At 37.7% G+C, this 18,691-nt stretch carries 15 protein-coding genes; 4 read left to right on the top strand and 11 right to left on the bottom strand.

Translation table 11 applies throughout. From position 1 onward, the window contains the following. Positions 1-89: 89 nt before the first annotated feature. Together lspA and AC3ANL_RS24140 are read right to left on the bottom strand one after the other, a co-directional pair. Positions 90-542, bottom strand: coding sequence for a signal peptidase II (gene lspA / locus AC3ANL_RS24145; RefSeq protein WP_488326850.1), 453 nt, complete (start codon positions 540-542; stop codon positions 90-92). Positions 543-623: 81 nt separating this feature from the next. Beyond that, the gene (locus AC3ANL_RS24140; protein WP_488329822.1) at positions 624-1,070 is read right to left on the bottom strand and encodes an Rrf2 family transcriptional regulator; all 447 of its coding nucleotides are present in this window, start codon (positions 1,068-1,070) and stop codon (positions 624-626) included. Positions 1,071-1,308: 238 nt separating this feature from the next. Between AC3ANL_RS24140 and AC3ANL_RS24135 the strand changes: the two genes are divergently transcribed. Continuing rightward, entirely contained in the window at positions 1,309-2,172 is an 864-nt protein-coding gene (locus AC3ANL_RS24135) for an SDR family oxidoreductase (RefSeq protein WP_488326849.1), read from the top strand. 113 nt (positions 2,173-2,285) lie between these two features. On the opposite strand, the gene AC3ANL_RS24130 is transcribed toward AC3ANL_RS24135, so the two are convergent. From AC3ANL_RS24130 to AC3ANL_RS24100, 7 genes are all read right to left on the bottom strand, one after another. Continuing rightward, positions 2,286-3,524 (bottom strand): response regulator transcription factor, encoded by a 1,239-nt coding sequence (locus AC3ANL_RS24130; protein WP_488326848.1) that lies wholly within the window; start codon positions 3,522-3,524, stop codon positions 2,286-2,288. Position 3,525: 1 nt separating this feature from the next. Further along, on the bottom strand, positions 3,526-5,337 hold the full coding sequence (locus AC3ANL_RS24125) for a sensor histidine kinase (protein WP_488326847.1): 1,812 nt from the start codon (positions 5,335-5,337) through the stop codon (positions 3,526-3,528). Positions 5,338-5,589: 252 nt separating this feature from the next. Continuing rightward, positions 5,590-6,930: an ABC transporter substrate-binding protein gene (locus AC3ANL_RS24120; RefSeq protein WP_488326846.1), complete on the bottom strand. Its 1,341-nt coding sequence runs from the start codon at positions 6,928-6,930 to the stop codon at positions 5,590-5,592. A 61-nt stretch (positions 6,931-6,991) separates the two neighbouring features. Further along, on the bottom strand, positions 6,992-8,017 hold the full coding sequence (locus AC3ANL_RS24115; protein ID WP_488326845.1) for a zinc-dependent alcohol dehydrogenase: 1,026 nt from the start codon (positions 8,015-8,017) through the stop codon (positions 6,992-6,994). A gap of 136 nt (positions 8,018-8,153) precedes the next feature. Further along, positions 8,154-8,987, bottom strand: coding sequence for a carbohydrate ABC transporter permease (locus tag AC3ANL_RS24110; protein ID WP_488326844.1), 834 nt, complete (start codon positions 8,985-8,987; stop codon positions 8,154-8,156). 18 nt (positions 8,988-9,005) lie between these two features. Beyond that, positions 9,006-9,953 (bottom strand): carbohydrate ABC transporter permease, encoded by a 948-nt coding sequence (locus tag AC3ANL_RS24105; protein ID WP_488326843.1) that lies wholly within the window; start codon positions 9,951-9,953, stop codon positions 9,006-9,008. Positions 9,954-9,958: 5 nt separating this feature from the next. Further along, positions 9,959-10,648, bottom strand: coding sequence for a YesL family protein (locus AC3ANL_RS24100; RefSeq protein WP_488326842.1), 690 nt, complete (start codon positions 10,646-10,648; stop codon positions 9,959-9,961). 266 nt (positions 10,649-10,914) lie between these two features. Here AC3ANL_RS24100 and AC3ANL_RS24095 point away from each other — a divergent pair, with 266 nt between their 5' ends. The 3 genes from AC3ANL_RS24095 (at position 10,915) to purU (ending at position 14,289) form a co-directional block, all read left to right on the top strand. Beyond that, positions 10,915-11,202, top strand: a complete 288-nt coding sequence (locus tag AC3ANL_RS24095) for a putative quinol monooxygenase (protein ID WP_488326841.1) — start codon at positions 10,915-10,917, stop codon at positions 11,200-11,202. A 423-nt stretch (positions 11,203-11,625) separates the two neighbouring features. Further along, the gene (locus AC3ANL_RS24090) at positions 11,626-13,263 is read left to right on the top strand and encodes an Ig domain protein group 2 domain protein (protein WP_488326840.1); all 1,638 of its coding nucleotides are present in this window, start codon (positions 11,626-11,628) and stop codon (positions 13,261-13,263) included. Between the two features lie 126 nt (positions 13,264-13,389). Further along, the gene (purU, locus tag AC3ANL_RS24085; RefSeq protein WP_488326839.1) at positions 13,390-14,289 is read left to right on the top strand and encodes a formyltetrahydrofolate deformylase; all 900 of its coding nucleotides are present in this window, start codon (positions 13,390-13,392) and stop codon (positions 14,287-14,289) included. Between the two features lie 227 nt (positions 14,290-14,516). On the opposite strand, the gene AC3ANL_RS24080 is transcribed toward purU, so the two are convergent. After that, positions 14,517-16,730 (bottom strand): RNA degradosome polyphosphate kinase, encoded by a 2,214-nt coding sequence (locus tag AC3ANL_RS24080; protein ID WP_488326838.1) that lies wholly within the window; start codon positions 16,728-16,730, stop codon positions 14,517-14,519. A gap of 136 nt (positions 16,731-16,866) precedes the next feature. Continuing rightward, positions 16,867-18,393 (bottom strand): Ppx/GppA phosphatase family protein, encoded by a 1,527-nt coding sequence (locus tag AC3ANL_RS24075; protein ID WP_488326837.1) that lies wholly within the window; start codon positions 18,391-18,393, stop codon positions 16,867-16,869. Between the last annotated feature and the right edge of the window lie 298 nt (positions 18,394-18,691).

Genomic DNA, 18,691 nt, shown 5'->3' with positions numbered 1-18,691 from the left:
GAAAGGCGGATGATCTGCCTTTCTTTATTTTAATATCAGAATTTATAAGTTCTGGCTTCGAGAATTGTCCAGCTCCAGCGCCCTAGCGGCTAGTGTCCTTCGCTCTCCGCCCTTTTGTTAATCAAGCTAATGACTCCAAAAATAATAAGCAGAAGCACGCCTATCTCAATAGCATGGTCGGCCAAGTTTAGAACTCCACGGGAGCGAATGATAAAATCTGTCACCTGCCCGTATAAAAGCCGATCAATGCCATTTCCAATTGCACCTCCGACAAGAAATCCAAAACTACAATCGACAAGAGCCCCTTTCATTTCTCCAGTTCTGCGAATATATAAAACACCTATCACAAACAATACAGCCGCAACTCCGAAGAGGTGCGCATAACCTTGAAATAAGCTCCCGGCCATCCCGCTATTTTCGATATGTGTGAGAGATATTCCCCACAATGTAAATGTTTCGTGGATGTCAATGGAGGTACGAATTAGATATTTGGTAAGCTGGTCAGTGATAATTACAAAGATTGCAATAATATAAAATAACATATATTGTCCTTCTTTCTTGCAGAATTCATTGTACACCTTACAGATTGTGTTTCACTAAAAACGTAAAAAGACATTCTGTTATCAAGAATGTCTTTTATTCAAATTCTCTTTTTCAGTAATATCCTTCACAATATCTTCAATCGTTACATGTTCTAGCACTTTTTCCAGCGCTGATTGAGCAGTTGATAATATCGGGATAATCGTATCTTGAATATTCCTGCCTACCACACATTTTATATTTGAATTTTCGTGAACACTAAATAATTCATGTTCCTGTACGACATTAACTGCCTTATATACATCTAGTAATGTAATATCAGATAATTGCCGAGCAAGTTTTGTTCCCGCAATACCGGGATGTACTTCCACTAACCCAGCTTTTTTTAGCATTCCGACAATTTTTCTTATTAGGGCAGGATTGGTGTTTACACTTTCTGCTAAATACTCGGATGAGCTTACCCCGTCCTTATTAAACTCAATTAGAGATAATATATGAATTCCTACAGCAAATCGACTGCTGATAGACATCATTTATTCACCGTCCTTGCATTTTATATTATATATTCACTGAAATGTAATTATAATGATTACAACCTTATTATACTCTAAAGCTTGGGTATACTATCATAAAAATTGTTAATTAAAATGATTGACAAAAACCTCATATGTAACTATTATGATTACAGGTAATTAAATTAGTTACAGTTAACCTTTGAACAATTGTATCAAATAGATTTAAAAAAACAAATCTTGGAGGAATTATACAATGAAAATGTTAGTAACAGGAGCAACAGGAAAATTTGGCACCAAAGTGGTAGAGACATTATTGAAGACTGTACCAGCTAGTCAACTGGCTGTCAGTGTTCGTAAACCAGAGAAAGCGGAAGGATTACGCACTCGTGGTGTAGACGTTCGCCAAGGAGATTTTGACCAACCAGAAACATTGGATTCTGCTTTTGCTGGTATTGATCGCTTATTAATTGTATCTGCGGATGGAGACAATGACACAAGAATCCGTCAGCATGCCAATGCAGTAGCTGCGGCAGAGCGCGCTGGAGTTAAATTCATTGCCTATACCAGTTTAGCGAATGCACAGGAAAGTAATAACTTATTCGCTCCAACGCATCAGGCAACAGAAAAAGCTATCATAAAGACAGGGATTCCTTACTCCTTTTTACGTAATAACTGGTACTTGGAAAATGAAATTCCAAGCATTCAAGGTGTCCTTGCAGGAGCTCCTTGGGTAACATCAGCAGGAAACGGCAAAGTAGGCTGGGCCCTGCAACATGATTATGCAGAAGCGGCAGCTGCAGTTCTAGCTGGTTCCGGGCACGAAAATACCATCTACGAGCTTTCTGGTAAGTCATTGACTCAGGAAGAATTAACATCTGCTCTTGGAACGGTACTAGGTAAAGAAGTACCCGTGCAACAGGTTGATGACGCAGCATATGCCGATATTATGAAGGGGGCAGGCGTACCAGATTTCCTTATTCCTTTACTTGTTGACATCCAAAGAAGCATTCGAGAAGGCTCATTAGATTTTGAGAGCAATGATTTTGAAAAACTTCTTGGTCGTCCGGCTACTCCGATCAACGAGGGTTTGAGCCAAATTGTTAGTCAAATCTCTTAATAGATAGTGCCTGGCACTCTCAAAAATTTGTCGTTATCCTTTCAATAGGGTCAGTATCCCGCTGCGTTAAAATAGTGGGTAACTGACCCTTTTATCTTGAGCAAGCCGCGGCATCATAAATTCATTTCTCTTTTGTTGGATCGATTTCGATATCCAAACGGAGAAATGCCCACGGATGCCTTAAAGGTTTTATTAAAGTAACTTTGATTTTCATAGCCTAATTGTTCACTAATTTTAAGAATCGAATAATTGGTTTGATCTAACAATTCTTTTGCACGATTCATTTTCATATTTACCACATACTTAACGAAAGTTTCACCGATTACTTTTTTAAACAAACGACTAAAATAACTAGAATTTAGATGAAGCATACTCGCAACTTCCTCCAAGGTTATTTTTCGGTGGATATTAGCTGAAATATACTTGCAGGCATTGGCAATTTCGTTGTTTGCGCAGAGGCGAGAATCCTTAGAATCAATGAGCTTCATCATTTGTTCTTTTATATCTAGAGGCTGGGAAGCAGGATTACCTCTAATAATTGACAGTGAAATTCCAAAAATTTTATCAAAAGTGAATTGCAGCTTTTCAATGAAGCCATTTATCTTTCGAATATCCTTTTCACTTTCCTGGTTGATGGGAACAAAAAAGAAGGATTCAGTATGATGAAATTGGCCATGAACGGCACTAACTTTCTCATTCGTTATCACTTCTGTTATCACATTATGGACAAGAAAATGGATTAAATCGGTTGATCGAAGCGATTGAAGGATTGTTTGATAATGATCAATTAAACAGAGGATCACCATATAGCTTTGGTTTGGAAGCAAGCCTAGTAACTCGGCTTCTTCCTGCCATACTTTCTCACTATGGATGGGCTGGTGAATGGTTTTGTTGATAAACCTTTCTAACATCAATCCTTTATTTTGTTCAATTGTGTGGAATAGGCGTAATTGATTATCCTTTTTGTTCTTCTCTAATTCAAGTGTTTGGACAAACTGGCGGAGTAATTGGACAATATCATCCACATTCAACCTATCTTTTAAAATATATTCCTGAACCTGTAATTTCAGCGCCTGTTGGGCAAATTCAAATTCATTATGGCAAGAAAGAATCGTAACCAATAAAGAGGGATTGATTTCCTTTAATTTTTTAGTGAGTTCAATGCCGTTTAATTTAGGCATGCCTATGTCAGTTATTAAGATATCAGGCATATTATTCTTGGATTCTATGAATGCGCTTATCCCATTACTATGGATGCTTTGTAATTGCAGCCCAAGTACATCCCAGTCAATCATTTCGGATAGAAACTCTAGAACCGGATAGTCGTCATCTACTAACATCACTTTATACATGCTATACCTCCTTTTGAATAGGGATATACATAGATACCTTAGTTCCCTTAGCCCATTCACTATGTAACTGCATCATAAAGTCTTCTCCAAAAGTTAATTTCATTCTTTCATATACATTTGATAAACCAATACTTGAAAACCCTTTTCTTTGTTCATTCTCATCCATTGACTCTGAGCCTGTTTTATTTAAGGATTCCCTAATTTTTTTAAGCTGCTCCTCGAGCATTCCCATCCCATTATCTTCAATTTCAATCGTGAATCTATCACCAAGATATCTTGCTGTTATCAAAATGGTACCCTCATGATCGCTAAACCCATGAATAAGTGCATTTTCGATGATGGGTTGTAAAACCAATCGAGGAATTTTAATCGGAAGGATTTCAGAAGGCACCTCTACCTTCAATTCAACCTTGTGTCTTTGCCGCATATTCATTAAGCGAACAAAATCTTTATTTATTTCGATTTCCTCTTGAACAGGGATCATTCCTTTATTTTTATCAATCGTAATTCTTAGTAGCTTGGACAGAGAGCTGATCATTTCTGCACTATCATGATCACGTTTCAACAGAACTTTCATTCTAATTGAGTTTAAAACATTAAACAAAAAGTGAGGATTGATTTGTGCTTGTAACATTTCTAACTCTGCTTGCCGTTTTCGGGTTTGAGTAAACGTATTCTCCTCGATCACTTCATTCACTTTATCAAGCATTAAATTAAACGACCTTGAAAGGACGGCGATTTCATCGTTCCCTTTAACATTTGAACGGACTGTTAAATCACCCTTTTTTACCTTTTTAGCTAAATTTCTTAAATCCACCAAACGGTTTAATATTTTCCTTAAAAGAAAGACTAATATAAATAAAAATACTAGAAAAGCGGCCAATTGCACTGTAAATACTTGATTAAAAATGGAATTAATTCTTGATATAGCATTTTCATAAGGATTCAAGGAGATTAATTTCCATCCTGTAATTGATAGTTTACGAGTACTAATGAAATACTTTTCTCCTTTTATTTTAATCACATCGTTTGTATAGCCCATGATTCTTTGATTAACTTCCTCTGATAAAACCCCATCTAAATGATTATTTTTAGCAATTAATTTAGCTTGTTCATTTAGTAATACCATGCCATGATCGGTGTTATCACTACTTAATATATCTATGATTCTATCTTCCATAATCGTCACGATGGCGTAGCCATATATCCCAGAATTACTGTCCCGCAATGGTCTTGCTACAGATAATTGAAAGGAGTTATTTTTAATTTCAGAAGCAATCATTGCCGGCCGAGGAGCAATCCAAATCGAGCTATAGCCCTTTAGCTTACTAATTGTTTGAAACCATGCTTCTTTTTTTAGATTGAGGGGATTAAATTCACGAATTGAGTAGTTCGTGTAAAATTTTCCGTTATTAAGCAGAATGGTAACATAGGATTTCTGACCAATTAATGTAATCGTATCCAACTTTTGTTGGACCTTCTGATCATTTACGAACTCTTCATATTGAGTTCCGCTATCCAATGTCTCAATTTGATTATTTGAATATTTTAGGATGGCATTTAACTCAGTGTCGATTTGAATAAAGTTAAGTGTGTATAACATATCTTCTAATACACTTTTTAAATATTCGTCTGCTAGCTGCAATTCATTCTTCGCGCTGATTACAGCTTGTTCCTTCACGGCATCTTTGGTTAGATAATTATAGGCAATGAATGTACTAATTGAGGGAAGGATTAAGCACATGATTGCAATGATCAGTACTTTATCCCGAAAGGATAGGGAAGTGGCTAGTTGTGTTATTCGTGTTTTCATACCTCACCACACCTCATCTCGTAGTGGAAAAAATCTGGGCAAAGTACTTCATCGCCTCTGTCCATATTCTATGCTCAACGATATTAAAATAAAAAGTCTAAATTTTCAGTTTTCGTTACCTAAAGTCATTGTAACACCATTTTAATAGAACTCAACTATAATCTAATGATTAAGGATTAGTGGACCATTCATTATAAGGAAAAACGGCATAGCATTTTTTATTTAGCTATGCCGACCCATATTTATATAAATTTATTTGTTTTTATTAATGATATCCTGCACCACTTTTTTGGAATTTGCTACAGTTGTATCTATGTCTTGTTTGTCCAAAATCAATTTTTCAAATTCTACCGCGAGTGCAGCATTAATTTCATTAATGTAGGGTACTGGTTGAGCGGTTTTAGCAGATTTGCTAACCTTAATCGTATGCAATAATGACTCTTTGTCTAGTTTCTCTGGGTTTTTTGAATCAGCGTAGATTTGATCTATTAGACTCTCAATATCTTTATCTGTTGGTTTTGACCAAGAAGGGAGGAAGGCTGCTTGCTCAATTTGTCCCTCTGTTGAATACCATTTAATAAACTTATAGGCCGCTTTTTTATGTTTGGAATTTGCATAGATACCTAAAAGGTCCGCGCCTGTTGGATTGTATGAATATTCATCAGAGAGATTATTTTTTGGCATTGGTGCAACAGCGATATTGAAGTTGACTGGGAAGCGATCAGACCCACCCAGTTCCGATAACAACCAGCTTCCAGTTACAATCATACTTGATGCTTGTGTAAAGAATTGGTCTCGGTAATTCAATTTTTGAGAAATCATTGTGGAATATGGTACAGCTGACTTATCTTCTTTTTCCATTTTCACTCGTAATTCTAATGATTTTTTGTATAATGGATCATCTATATTTGACGAACCATCCACTTTCAAGAAACCAGCATTTGATTCTTGCGTTATTAACCTTAAGCTCATATATTGCTGCCAAGCGAATTGAAATGGTCCGTGAAAATAAGTACCATAATATCCTTTACCTGTCAGTTTTTTTGCGTACTCCTGAAAATCATCCCATGTCCACTCTTTAGGTACCGCTAGTCCTGCAGCATCTAAACGATCTTTATTTAATAAAACATACATTAAATTAAATTTTCCTGGCAATGCATAATAGTGGTTGCCAACTTTTAGGTCTAATTTGTATTCCTTTTCCATGTTTATATTGTCTGCTTTAATATATTTATCCAGTTCTTCTAGCATTCCTAAATTAACGCGTTGAGCCAGCGCTTCTATGAATGGAAACATAATAATATCCATATCTTCACCAGATGCTGCAGCTAAATCAATCTTTTTCAGTGCTTCCTGTGAATCCTGCTTTTCACTTAATTGAACTATTTCTACATGAATATCTGGATTTTTCTTTTCAAAAGCGCTAATTGTTTTTTTCCACTTATAGGCATCTTCTGTCCCATATGTGTGCAATTTAATCGTGACAGGTTCATTGTCTTTTTTAGTGGAGCTAGATGACTGTTGTTCACTACAAGCAGCCAAAATTCCAATTAACAACATAAGCGTTAAAAATAAGGTAAAGATCTTTTTCATGTGCTCATCGCCCCCATTTTTTTATGGTTTAATCTTTCTATTAATTTTTATAAGAGATTGCTTAACTGCTCCAATCCAGTAAAACACCAAGCGCCTCGTCCTGTTGGTTTTGTAACATCTCATAGCCATGTTTGGCTAGGTCGTTTGGAAGCTTATGGGTAATAAGCGGCTCAATTTTAAGTGCTCCTAATTGGATTAATTTTAATACATAGCTGCTTAGTTTCGATCGGGAAGGGAAACCATTTTGGTCTTGTAATCTTTCATGGGCACCTGTAAAGTTTACACCTTTGCTATGAATATACTGATAGACATTTAAATCCACATTTCCTCTGGTTGAACCGAGGGCAATTACCTGACCTAAAGGCTTTACCAATTCTAGTGCTGGAATTATCAGTTTTGGAGAACCCGAGGCTTCTATTACAATATCAGCATGTTTCTGACCGGTTAATTCCTCTAATTTTTCACTTAAATCTATGGAATCTCCCGATAAAATCGTTTTTTGGATACCTGTCTCTTGAGCAATTTTAAGACGCTGTTCAACAACATCAACAGCAATTACTTCCGCTCCTTGAAGAGACAATAGCTGTGCCGCTAAATTCCCAATCATGCCCATACCTAATACAACAACAATATCTCCTATTTGTACATGGCTTTGGACTACGGAGGTCATACAAATTGCAGCTAACCTAGAAAAGACTGCCTTGGCCCCTAGCTCCTTATCATCAAGCTTAATAACTGGCCAAGGCCCATTTCCAACAGACACGATATTGTAGGCAGCATGAGTACCTATAGTGTAAACAATATCGCCTATTTGGTAGTTCTCTACCTTGCTCCCAACTTCTACGATTTCTCCTACTACCGAATATCCAGGATAAAAAGGATATTTCGCAAAATGATTATGAGGATCTTTAATCCCAACATGTGTACCAGTATACAAAGCTAACTCGGTTCCTGGGCTTATTAAACTATTAATGGTACGAACTAACACTTGCTTCTCTTCTAAAATATCACTTCCTAGCGAGTTAGATTCAAACTCAAGTTGAAAGGGTTCGGTAAACATTATTTTCTTATTAACATAGTGGTTCACGCTTCTCACCTCATTTTTTTCCGTTTTGGTTGGAGTGTTAAAAAAGTAAAGGCGCTTACTTTGCAGGGATAAACAAATTTTTTACACCTCCTTAAGCTATACTTGACCCAGCAACTAAACTAATTGTCCCAAAAGATTAACCCTTAACCCCTCCTAGGGCAATTCCTTCAATTACCTGTTTCTGGCCAATGATAAAGACGATAATGAGTGGGAGAATCGCTGATACAGCTGCCGCCATAATTAAGGAATAAAATTCACCATTTAAGGATGTGAATTTTTGCATCGCTAATTGTATTGTGTACAATTCATCTGTACGTAAGAAAATTAAGGGATTTTGGTAATCATTCCAAGTCCAGATAAAACGCAAGATTGCATAGGTTGCAATCGCTGGACGGACGATGGGCATGGCAATCGTCCAAAAAATTCTAAAATGACCTGCACCATCGACTTTGGCTGCATCTATATAGTCTGAATGAATCCCCATAAAGAACTGTCTTAACATAAATGTTCCTAATACACTAAAGCTTCCTAATAGGATTAAGCCGGTATGGCTGTCAAATAATCCTAAATAACGATATAAAATAAACTGAGGGACTAATATCGATTGTTGAGGCACCATAAAGGTTGTCAAAACAATGAGGAATAGAAATTTACCCGCTGGAAAATTTACTTTCGAAAAACCATAGGCTGCTAAGGCTGATACTGTTACCGAGATCAGCGTGGTCATGACAGTAATCTTAATCGAATTCCAATAATATAGAGCGAAAGTGTACTGACCTAACCACACTTCTTTATAGTTTTCCAAACCATTCGACCTTGTTGGAATCCACTCAATTGGAAATTTAAAAACATCTGCTTCAACCTTAAAAGAAGTAGATAACATCCAAATGAATGGTAATAAAAAGGCAATACTGACCACAAAAGTGATAACGGTGAACACTAGCTTTCTAATGCTAAACCCTTTCCCCATGAACTAACCTCCATATTTTTAATAATTCACCCATTTCTTCTGTAAAGCCCACTGAACTAAAGTAATCAGTAAGACGAAGAAAAATAATACAACAGCAATGGCTGAGGCATAACCAATCTTCAAATTAACGAAGGCGCTATCATACAAGTGCCACACAAGCATGGAAGTAGAATTAATAGGCCCGCCCTTTGTTAATACGGCAATTAAGTCAAATACTTTAAATGTCGCAATAATTCCAGTAATTAATAAAAAGAAAGTGGTCGGCGATAAAGCTGGCAGCATGATATGTTTAAATTTATCCAAAGGAGTTGCTCCATCCATATCGGCTGCCTCATAGAGCTCTCTAGGAATTGATTGTAAACCAGCTAAATATATGATCATATTAAAGCCAATAGATGCCCAAATTTGGATGATCATAAGGGAAATGAGTGCGAAATTAGGATCTGCTATCCACTTAGGTGGATTTTCTATCCCTAAGGAAAGTAAAAATTGATTAATCGGACCCTCAGTTGGACTAAATAAAACCTGCCATACTACCGCAATGGCGACAATGCTTGAAATGTACGGCATAAAAAAGGCTACTTTAAAGTAACTCTTCATATAGACATGCTTATCGATGACAATGGATATGAGCAAGGAGACAGCCATACATATTGGAACTGTTAATAGAAAAAGTAAATTGTTTAATATTGATTTAATAAACACTTCATTTGCAAAAAGTTCTTGGAAATTTTGCAATCCTACCCATTTAACGGACTTAATTCCTTGAATAAAATTCCAATCAGCAAAGGCTAGAAAAAACGTAGAAAGGATAGGGATAAGCGTCAAAACTCCCACCCCGATTAACATAGGGGACACAAACAAAAATCCTATCCAATTTTCCTTTCTTGAAATGGCACTTTTCCTTGAATTTTTTACGGTAACATACCCTGCTTTTTCAAGAACTGGTTTTGCTTCAACACTCAAAACTCTCACCCTTTCGAAGGAGTATTATTTTTTCTAATAAATAATGGATGACCCTTTGACAATGTTCCGTTTTTGGGCAGCTGACCTGCCTGGGTTTCCATTTTTTTGAATAAGCGCAAGGAGAAAAAGGATAGAATGAATGCCAGGCCACTTGCTGAAAAGAGATAACCTGACATTGGAAGGAAAGCAAATAAAAATAGTAAAGAGGTGATCGAAATAAACATCATCAATGTATGAAACGGATAGCTGATTCCAATTAGAAAAGCTATTTTAATAGTAGAAAAAACCTTCTTTTCAACCTTCAGATAGATTGGGAACACGTACATTAAGGTGATCCCATACAAAAAGAAGGTACCTAATAGAATTCCTTTAGCGGTCATCGCTAAAGTTCCTGTATACTGTTTAATAAAAAGCCAATCGGTGTAGAAGATAATTGGAATCACCGTCAAGACAAGTCCCAATCGATTAGCTCTGCTAAATTCCTTCTTAAATACCATCCGAAATTCCTTGAAAACCCTTACATTTTGGCCCGTTTGAAGACTTCTTAAGACAGTAAACAATGCAACAGTTGCGGGAAAAATTCCTACTACGATTCCAGCGACCGAAAACAGGAGCCATAGCAGATTCAGATAAAACAATTTAACCAGCCATTCACAAGCAGTATTAATATTGTTCATTAGTCTAGTTGAGTCCATCGTACCCTCCTTAAATCGTTTAATAGGTATTTAATCCTTCTCTATAAAACTAATTGTAAGAAAATTATGAAAATAACAACATATAAATTTTTGACCTCTTTGAAAATTTTTTGACTTCTTTCTAAACATAGAGTGCCTGTCACTCCCCGTAATTTGTCGATATCTTTTCGATAAAATTCGGTTGTGACAGGCATTTCTTTTAGAGAACATGTATAATATTGGTACATACTAAACTAAGTAAATATAGATAGATAGGAGCTAATGACATGATCAGAGTGGTTGCTAAGGGTAAATTAAAACCAGGCGTAAATGTGGACGAATATTTGAAGCTGGCCAAAGAGCTTGTTGTTGAAACCAATAAAGAAGAAGGATGCATTTCATACGTCCTTCATGAAGATATCCATGATCCGTCAATCTTTACTAATATTGAAGAATGGGTGGATGAAGAGGCCATCAATCTACATAATAGAAGTGAACATGTCAGAAAATTAGTACCGGAGTTAAGGAAACTAAGAGAAAGTACCGAAATCAACCAATATAGAGAAGTGAAATAAATAACATAAAGTGCCTGTCACACCCTGGAAGTGTCGAAAGCTTTTTAGACAACTTTCGGGGAGTGACAGGCTTTTTTAATGAGATAAGAAAGTATAAAAATCTTTGAGAATTGTCTAGCTCCAGCGCCCTAGCGGCTAGTGTCCTTCGCTCTCCGCCCTACGATAAGTCAACATCGAATCGCCTCCGGCTCTCCGTGTTTCCTTTATCTCAGTCCGAAGCGCTCCATAAGGAAGGCTTCGGCAGCATTGGCATCGCACGAAGGAAAAGCGTTAGCTTTTCCGAGGAGGCCATACGCCGCTGACCAGGGCGCTTCCGCTTTTCTTAATGATACTTGGGAAAATTTTTAATTTATAAGATTCTTAACATTCCGTCAACATTGGTGTGTTATTTTAATGAGGAATACACCAAAAGGAGTGAAGAGAATGACCCGTAAAAGGTTTTCGATTTTCGCATTATTACTTTTGCTTTTGTCTCCAGCTTTCTTTACTGTAACATCGTTTGTTTCAGCTGAAAATGCACTCGATCCAGCCCCGCAGTTGCAGCCGGTCGGGACGGCAAATGGCAAGAAGATCTTATTCGATAACACTCATGGACAAACAGCCGGTGCAGCGGACTGGGTTTTGGATGGAGGATTTTCTGATTTTGCGAATGCCTTAGCCAGCAAAGGCTATTATGCTAAGGAGCTGCGAAAAACTACTCCGATTACTTATCAAGACTTACAAGACTATAATGTGCTCGTTATTGGAGAAGCAAATATTCCCTACAAAACATCTGAACAGGATGCCTTGATCCAATATGTTCAAAACGGTGGGAGTATCTTTTTTATAGGTGATCATTATAATGCAGACCGTAACAAAAACCGCTGGGATGCTTCGGAGGTCTTTAACGGCTACCGCCGGGGAGCCTATTCCAATCCAGCAAAAGGGATGGGAACGGAGGAAGCCTCGTCAGCCGCCATGCAAGGTGTAACGGGATCGGACTGGCTGTCAACCAACTTCGGAATCAGGTTCCGTTACAATGCGATTGGCGATGTAACAGCTAATGATATTGTAGCACCGAGCCAGACCTTTGGAATTACCACAGGCGTCTCAACTGTTGCGATGCATGCAGGCTCAACCTTAGCCATCACGGATCCCAATAAGGCAAAGGGAATTGTCTATCTTCCTCCAACATCAGCAGCCTGGGGCTCAGCTGTCGACCAAGGTGTTTATAATGGCGGGGGCAGAGCGGAGGGTCCTTATGCAGCAGTTTCGAAGGTAGGATTAGGAAAGGCGGCCTTTATCGGTGACTCTTCACCGGTAGAAGATGCGACACCTAAATATTTACGTGAGGAAAACGGTGCTAAAAAGACGACATATGATGGTTTTAAAGAACAAAATGATGGTACATTACTAGTAAATATCATCGATTGGTTATCAAAACAGGAAAGTTATACAGGATTTTCCCAAGTTAGCGGATTACAGCTTGATCAGCCCACCACCTTGCTTTCCATGGAAAATCCGCAGACCTCAACGGAACCAGTAGCAGAGCCATGGGCAGCACCAGCTGCAGGATATAAATGGTATGATACGTCAACGTATAAAACAGGTTCATATGGCTATGGCTCTAGTGGATCGGGCGGAACGGCAACATTGACGGAAAAATTTGAGTCTGGCAGCAAAACAGCATATTCAGCAGGCAATGTTACCCTTTCGAGCGGTTCTTGGTATTTTGATAACGCCTTGATTGGAAATTTATCTGGGGATAAGAAAACTGGTTTACAATCTGCACGTGTTCGTGCAGCCGGTGCCATAACAATGAATTTCAATGTAAGCGGAGCAAAAAGTATTCAAATAGCCCATGCGAATTTCAGTACGGACAGCGGGGCTGCTTGGCAGCTTCAAATGTCTACTAATAGCGGTTCGACATGGACAAACGTGGGCAGCTCTAATACAAGTTCCTCCACTTTAACAGTGAAAACTTTTACCCTTTCCCAAACCGCTCCTGTCCGATTCCGAATAGTGGTGTCAGGTACGACGGGGCAGAGGATCAATTTCGATGATATTGTAATAACTAATTAAATAAGCGCCTGTCATTCCCGGTAGTTGTCGATAGATTTTCGACAATGTTCGGTGGTGGCAGGCTCTTTTTTAGTGTAAAATCAGAATAATACTAATTTTTAAATAAATATATAAAGGGAGAATTTCATGAATATTGCAAGTCAAGATCAACTTCAAGCATTTAGAGAAAGTCGGAAAAATAGAGGACGTTTACTTATCAATTGTCCTGACCAACCCGGCATTGTGGCGGCTGTATCAAAGTTTCTTTTTGAAAATGGCGCAAACATTATTGAATCTAGTCAGTACACGACCAACCCAGAAGGCGGCAACTTTTTCATGCGGATTGAATTTGAATGCCATGGACTTTTAACAAAAAAAGAAGCGTTACAGGGTCAATTTCAAGCGATAGCCGATACATTTTCAATGGAATGGAAACTATCTTTTGTTCATGATTTGAAGAGAACAGCGATTTTTGTATCAAAAGAGCTTCATTGTTTACGTGAGTTATTATGGGAATGGCAAAATGGGGATTTAATGACTGACATTGCGCTTGTCGTAAGTAACCATGAGGAAGGGAGAGAGCTGGTAGAATCGTTAAACATTCCATTCTTCCACATTCCAGCAAGTAAAGAGAATCGACAGGAAGTGGAAGAAAAACAGCTTCAGCTGTTAAAAGAATATGAGGTGGACTTGACCATCTTAGCAAGGTATATGCAAATATTGACCCCTGCCTTTGTCGAGGCGCAGCCATTTAAGATTATCAATATTCACCATTCCTTCCTGCCTGCTTTTGTCGGGGCAAGGCCCTATGATCGTGCCTATCAGCGAGGGGTGAAAATTATTGGGGCAACATCTCATTATGTAACCAATGATCTTGATGAAGGACCAATTATTGAACAGGATATCAGGCGTGTTGATCACCGCGACAACATTGAAGATTTAAAAAAGAGCGGACGCTCGATTGAACGAAGTGTTTTGGCAAGAGCCGTAAAATGGCATTTAGAAGATCGAATTATTGTTCATGAAAATAAAACGATTGTTTTTTAATAAGAAAAGCGGAAGCGCCCTGGTCAGCGGCGTATGGCCTGGAGCGCACCAACTGAGATAAAGGAAACACGAAGAGCTGGAGGCGATTCGATGTTGACTTATCGTAGGGCGGAGAGCGAAGGACACTAGCCGCTAGGGCGTTGGAGCTGGACAATTCTCGAAGCCAAAACTTATAAATTCTTATAGAGTAAAAAGATAAAAGCAAACGCCCAAAGGGCCGTTTGCTTTTACTCTTTTTTTGATGTTGAATGTTTATAAAGATTTCGCAAGTTTTCTAGGGATAAAACTCCAATCCTTTTTCTCAGATTCCATCCATAAGAGCTTTTTTTGGCTAATTCTCCTACTTGCTGTGCGATGTTACACAACATATGTTGACTATCGATTTCTAACTCATCTTGTTTTCGTTCGACATAATGGTAATGGCCTGATGATTCTTGCTCACGGGCTTTAACATTGTCTGCTAACATCAGACCAATCCATTTTACAATCCGTTGTTTTAAATGATCTTCCAGGATTGGGAAGAGAAGTTCCACACGATTCTCCATGTTTCGCGTCATCATATCTGCTGATGATAAATAAATCTTTTGCTCTCCATTATGATAAAAACAATAGATGCGATTGTGCTCTAAAAATTTTCCTACAATACTGCGAACCTTAATATGTTCACTTACATTTTTTATCCCCGGACGTAAACAACAAATCCCTCTAACGATTAGGTCAACTTTCACCCCTGCATTGGAAGCCTCATAAAATTTTTTAATGAGTTTTTTATCTGTTAAAGAATTCATTTTGGCGATAATATATCCATTTCCATATTGTTTATGAAGAGCGATTTCGCGATCAATCAAATCTAAAAATTCGTCTCTTATGTCAAATGGAGACACGATTAAATGATGGTAATTCGGTTTTTCCATATACCCGCTTAGGTAATTAAAAAAGTTTGTTGCATCGAGCCCAATCTTTTCATTCGCTGTAATTAATCCCATATCTGTATATGACTTTGCGGTCGAATCATTATAATTACCCGTTCCCAGATGAACGAATCGTTCTATTCTATTTTTTTTGCGGCGTACAATTAGAGTGATTTTGCTGTGGGTTTTTAAATGTGTAATGCCATAAATAACATGACAACCTGCCTTCTCCAATTCCTTTGCCCACTGTACATTATTTTTTTCATCAAACCTAGCTTTTAATTCTAAAAGAACCGTAACCTGCTTACCATTTTCAGCCGCTCTCTCGAGACTTTTAATAATCGGAGAATGTCCGCTTACTCGATAAAGAGTCTGTTTAATAGCTAATACATCAGGATCATCTGCCGCCTGGGATATGAAATCAAGGACGGGTTTAAAGGATTCGTATGGATGATGAAGTAAAATATCTTGATTCAAGGCAGTATCAAACAAATCTTTCTTTCCGATTAAATCTTCAGGAATTTGAGGAATGTAGGCCTCATCCACTAAGTGTCCATGAGTCGATTCAATCGTCTTGCAGAAATTGAAAAGAAAGGTTAAATCTAGGGGAGAATCCACAAAATACACATCTTTTTTATGGATTTCTAATTCCTCTATTAAATAATCAACCACTTTTGTGTCAGAAAAATGTGTTTGAACTTCCAAGCGAACAGTAGCTCCCCATTTACGCTTTTTCAATTCCTCTTCAATTTCACGTAAAAGGTCATCGGCACCATCTTCGTGAATCGTTAAATCTGCATTGCGTGTGATACGAAATGCAGTGACAGATTGTATATGATATCCCATAAATAATTTATGAATAAAGCATGAAATGACTTGCTCTAATAGGACAAATGTTCTTGAGCCATCCTCCTTGGGCAATTCTATATAACGCGTCAGTACAGATGGAACTTGAACAATTGCAAGTTTGTCCCAATCGGGTTTACTGTTAGGATCCTTTGATTTTTCACTGAGGGTAATGGCTAGATTTAATGACTTGTTTGATAACATAGGAAAAGGCCTATAGGCGTCAATTGCCATAGGCGTTAACACAGGAAAAATATGTTCATCAAATTGTTCTTCTAGGAATGACATTTCAGTGGTAGATACCTCAGAAATGGGGGTGATTTTTACCCGTTCTTTTTCCAAAAGGGGTGTGAGCTGATGCAAATAAGTATCATCTTGTTTTTCAATCAACCTATGAGTAATCTCAGAAATGGCCTCTAGCTGTTCCATTGGTGTTAATCCAGCTTTATTTTCAGGGCGGCTATAGCCAACTTTTACTTGATCAAGTAAGCCTGCAACACGAACCATGAAAAATTCATCTAAATTAGAGCTGGAAATGGCCAAAAATTTATATCTTTCAAGGAGAGCATTCCGATCATCCATTGCTTCTTCTAATACTCTTAGATTAAAATCGAGCCAGCTTAATTCTCGATTATTATAGAAGGATGGGTTATCTAAGTTGGTTTCAGAAACTGTAGACTCCATGATCTTACATCTCCTTTTTTGAAAATTGTTACAACTGTTTTAAAAATATCAAATTAGTGTAAAGAATACGTAAATATTATATTAAAATATTGTAAAGATAATTCATCACTTTCTGATAACATCTACTGGTCATCAATTAGATGACGTGAAAGTGGGGAATAAGTGATATTTTCAATAACTTTTCTAAATGTTTTTTTTGCTTTTCAAAATGATATTCTTCTGAACGATAGTAGTCCTGACATTGAATATTTAAGAACCAACGGTCTTCAACAGCGGTAATGTCTAATCTCATCACAATATCCTGATGTGTTGCATTTAAACTTTTGGCTATTTTTAAAATGGCTCCCAATACTGCTAACTTAGTTTGTTCTTCTTTTGTAAACCACTCCTTAAAAGGCCGCACGTATTTTTGAAAGGTACCTTTTCCTATAAAGGAAGCAACAAGAACTAATTTTAACCGCTCACGATGGGAGAATCCCAAAAGGGTCCGATTGGACAACAAGTAAAATGCCGCATTGCTTGATTCTGTATCTACTCTTTTTCCTAATAGGTAAATACGAGCGGCTCGCCTTAATAAGGTTAAATCTTCATCAGAGAAATTTGCACCTATTCCCCTTATTTTTTTAACTTGTTCAAAGAAGGCGATGGCGATTTTCGTTATTTGTTTTTCGTCTAAAGTACTAATATTGAAATCCTCTATAAATTCCTCAAGACTTACATCTGCTAGAGGGTGGGAGTCAAGATTTCTGTTCATCCATTTTTGATATAGGATCCCATCCCTTACCCCTTTTCTGCTGATAATAAATTTTGTTGCCATTGAAGCCTCACACAAAACCTTGAATACCTCAAGAGCTGGCAGAATTGTATCTGCACGCTCCTTTGAAAGTCCCTCCGCCTTTTGCAATTCAGAAAAGGATAGAGGAAGGAGCTTCCCTTTAACCATTGCAAGATCAGATACATTCATTTCATATTGGTGTAAGCCGCCAAGTGGATACTTAGTGAATTGTTGATGCAGCCCAACTACATTTCTTGCACTTCCTCCCATTGCGATAACAGGAATATGTCGATCAGATAACCATGGAAGTGTTTGAATTTGATCTTGGATAAACCGACTCATTTCTTCTCTTTCTTCAAAACTAGGAAGGTTTCCCTCAACAAATTGCAGCTTTAAGGACAAGGCCCCAAAGGGAAAACTATGATAGTGAATCAACTGACGGTCACGAAAATAGGTGATTTCTGTACTGCCTCCTCCAATATCTATGGTGATTCCTTCCGTGATATTGGTAGAGTAAATAACAGAAACATTTCCATAAAAAGCTTCTTCATATTCGCTTAAGATGGTTAAGGGAATTTGGGTTTCCTCCATAATGGTCTGTAAGACAGCTTCCTTATTGGCCGCTTGACGAAGGGAGGCTGTGGCAGCGCATGTGACATGTGATACATGATAATGTTGAAGGATTTTTTCGAAGTCCTTAAGACTACTGGTCAATAAGCGGATCCCATCTTCATTTAAAGATTGAGTATGGTCATAATAGGATCTCAGGCGAGCATATATTTTTATGTTTTCGATTTCCTTAAAGTTTCTGGTCGATGTTGATTGCTCAAAGATCACAAGTCGAATCGTATTTGAACCAATATCAATAATTCCTACTCTTTCTGTCAATTTATCTGCCTCCTTATTGGGAAAATTGATTTTATACTTATCCTATAGGTTACTTTCCCCTTCATCAAGTCGCAATATCGACGACGACTAAAAATATCGTAAAAGGACGTAGAATTTTACATTCTACTCAACGTTAATTTTTTGTAAATCCATATATCTATGATAGGACTTTCATAAAAGTAAGGAGAAGTTTTCATTATTAGAAAAGCGGAAGCGCCCTGGTCAGCGGCGTATGGCCTGGAGCGCTCCAACTGAGATAAAGGAAACACGAAGAGCCGGAGGCGATTCGATGTTGACT

This window comes from Neobacillus sp. DHD-1R, from assembly GCF_057747995.1.
The sequence above is the reverse complement of the archived record's forward strand: the minus strand, read 5'-3'. Positions and strand labels throughout refer to the sequence as shown.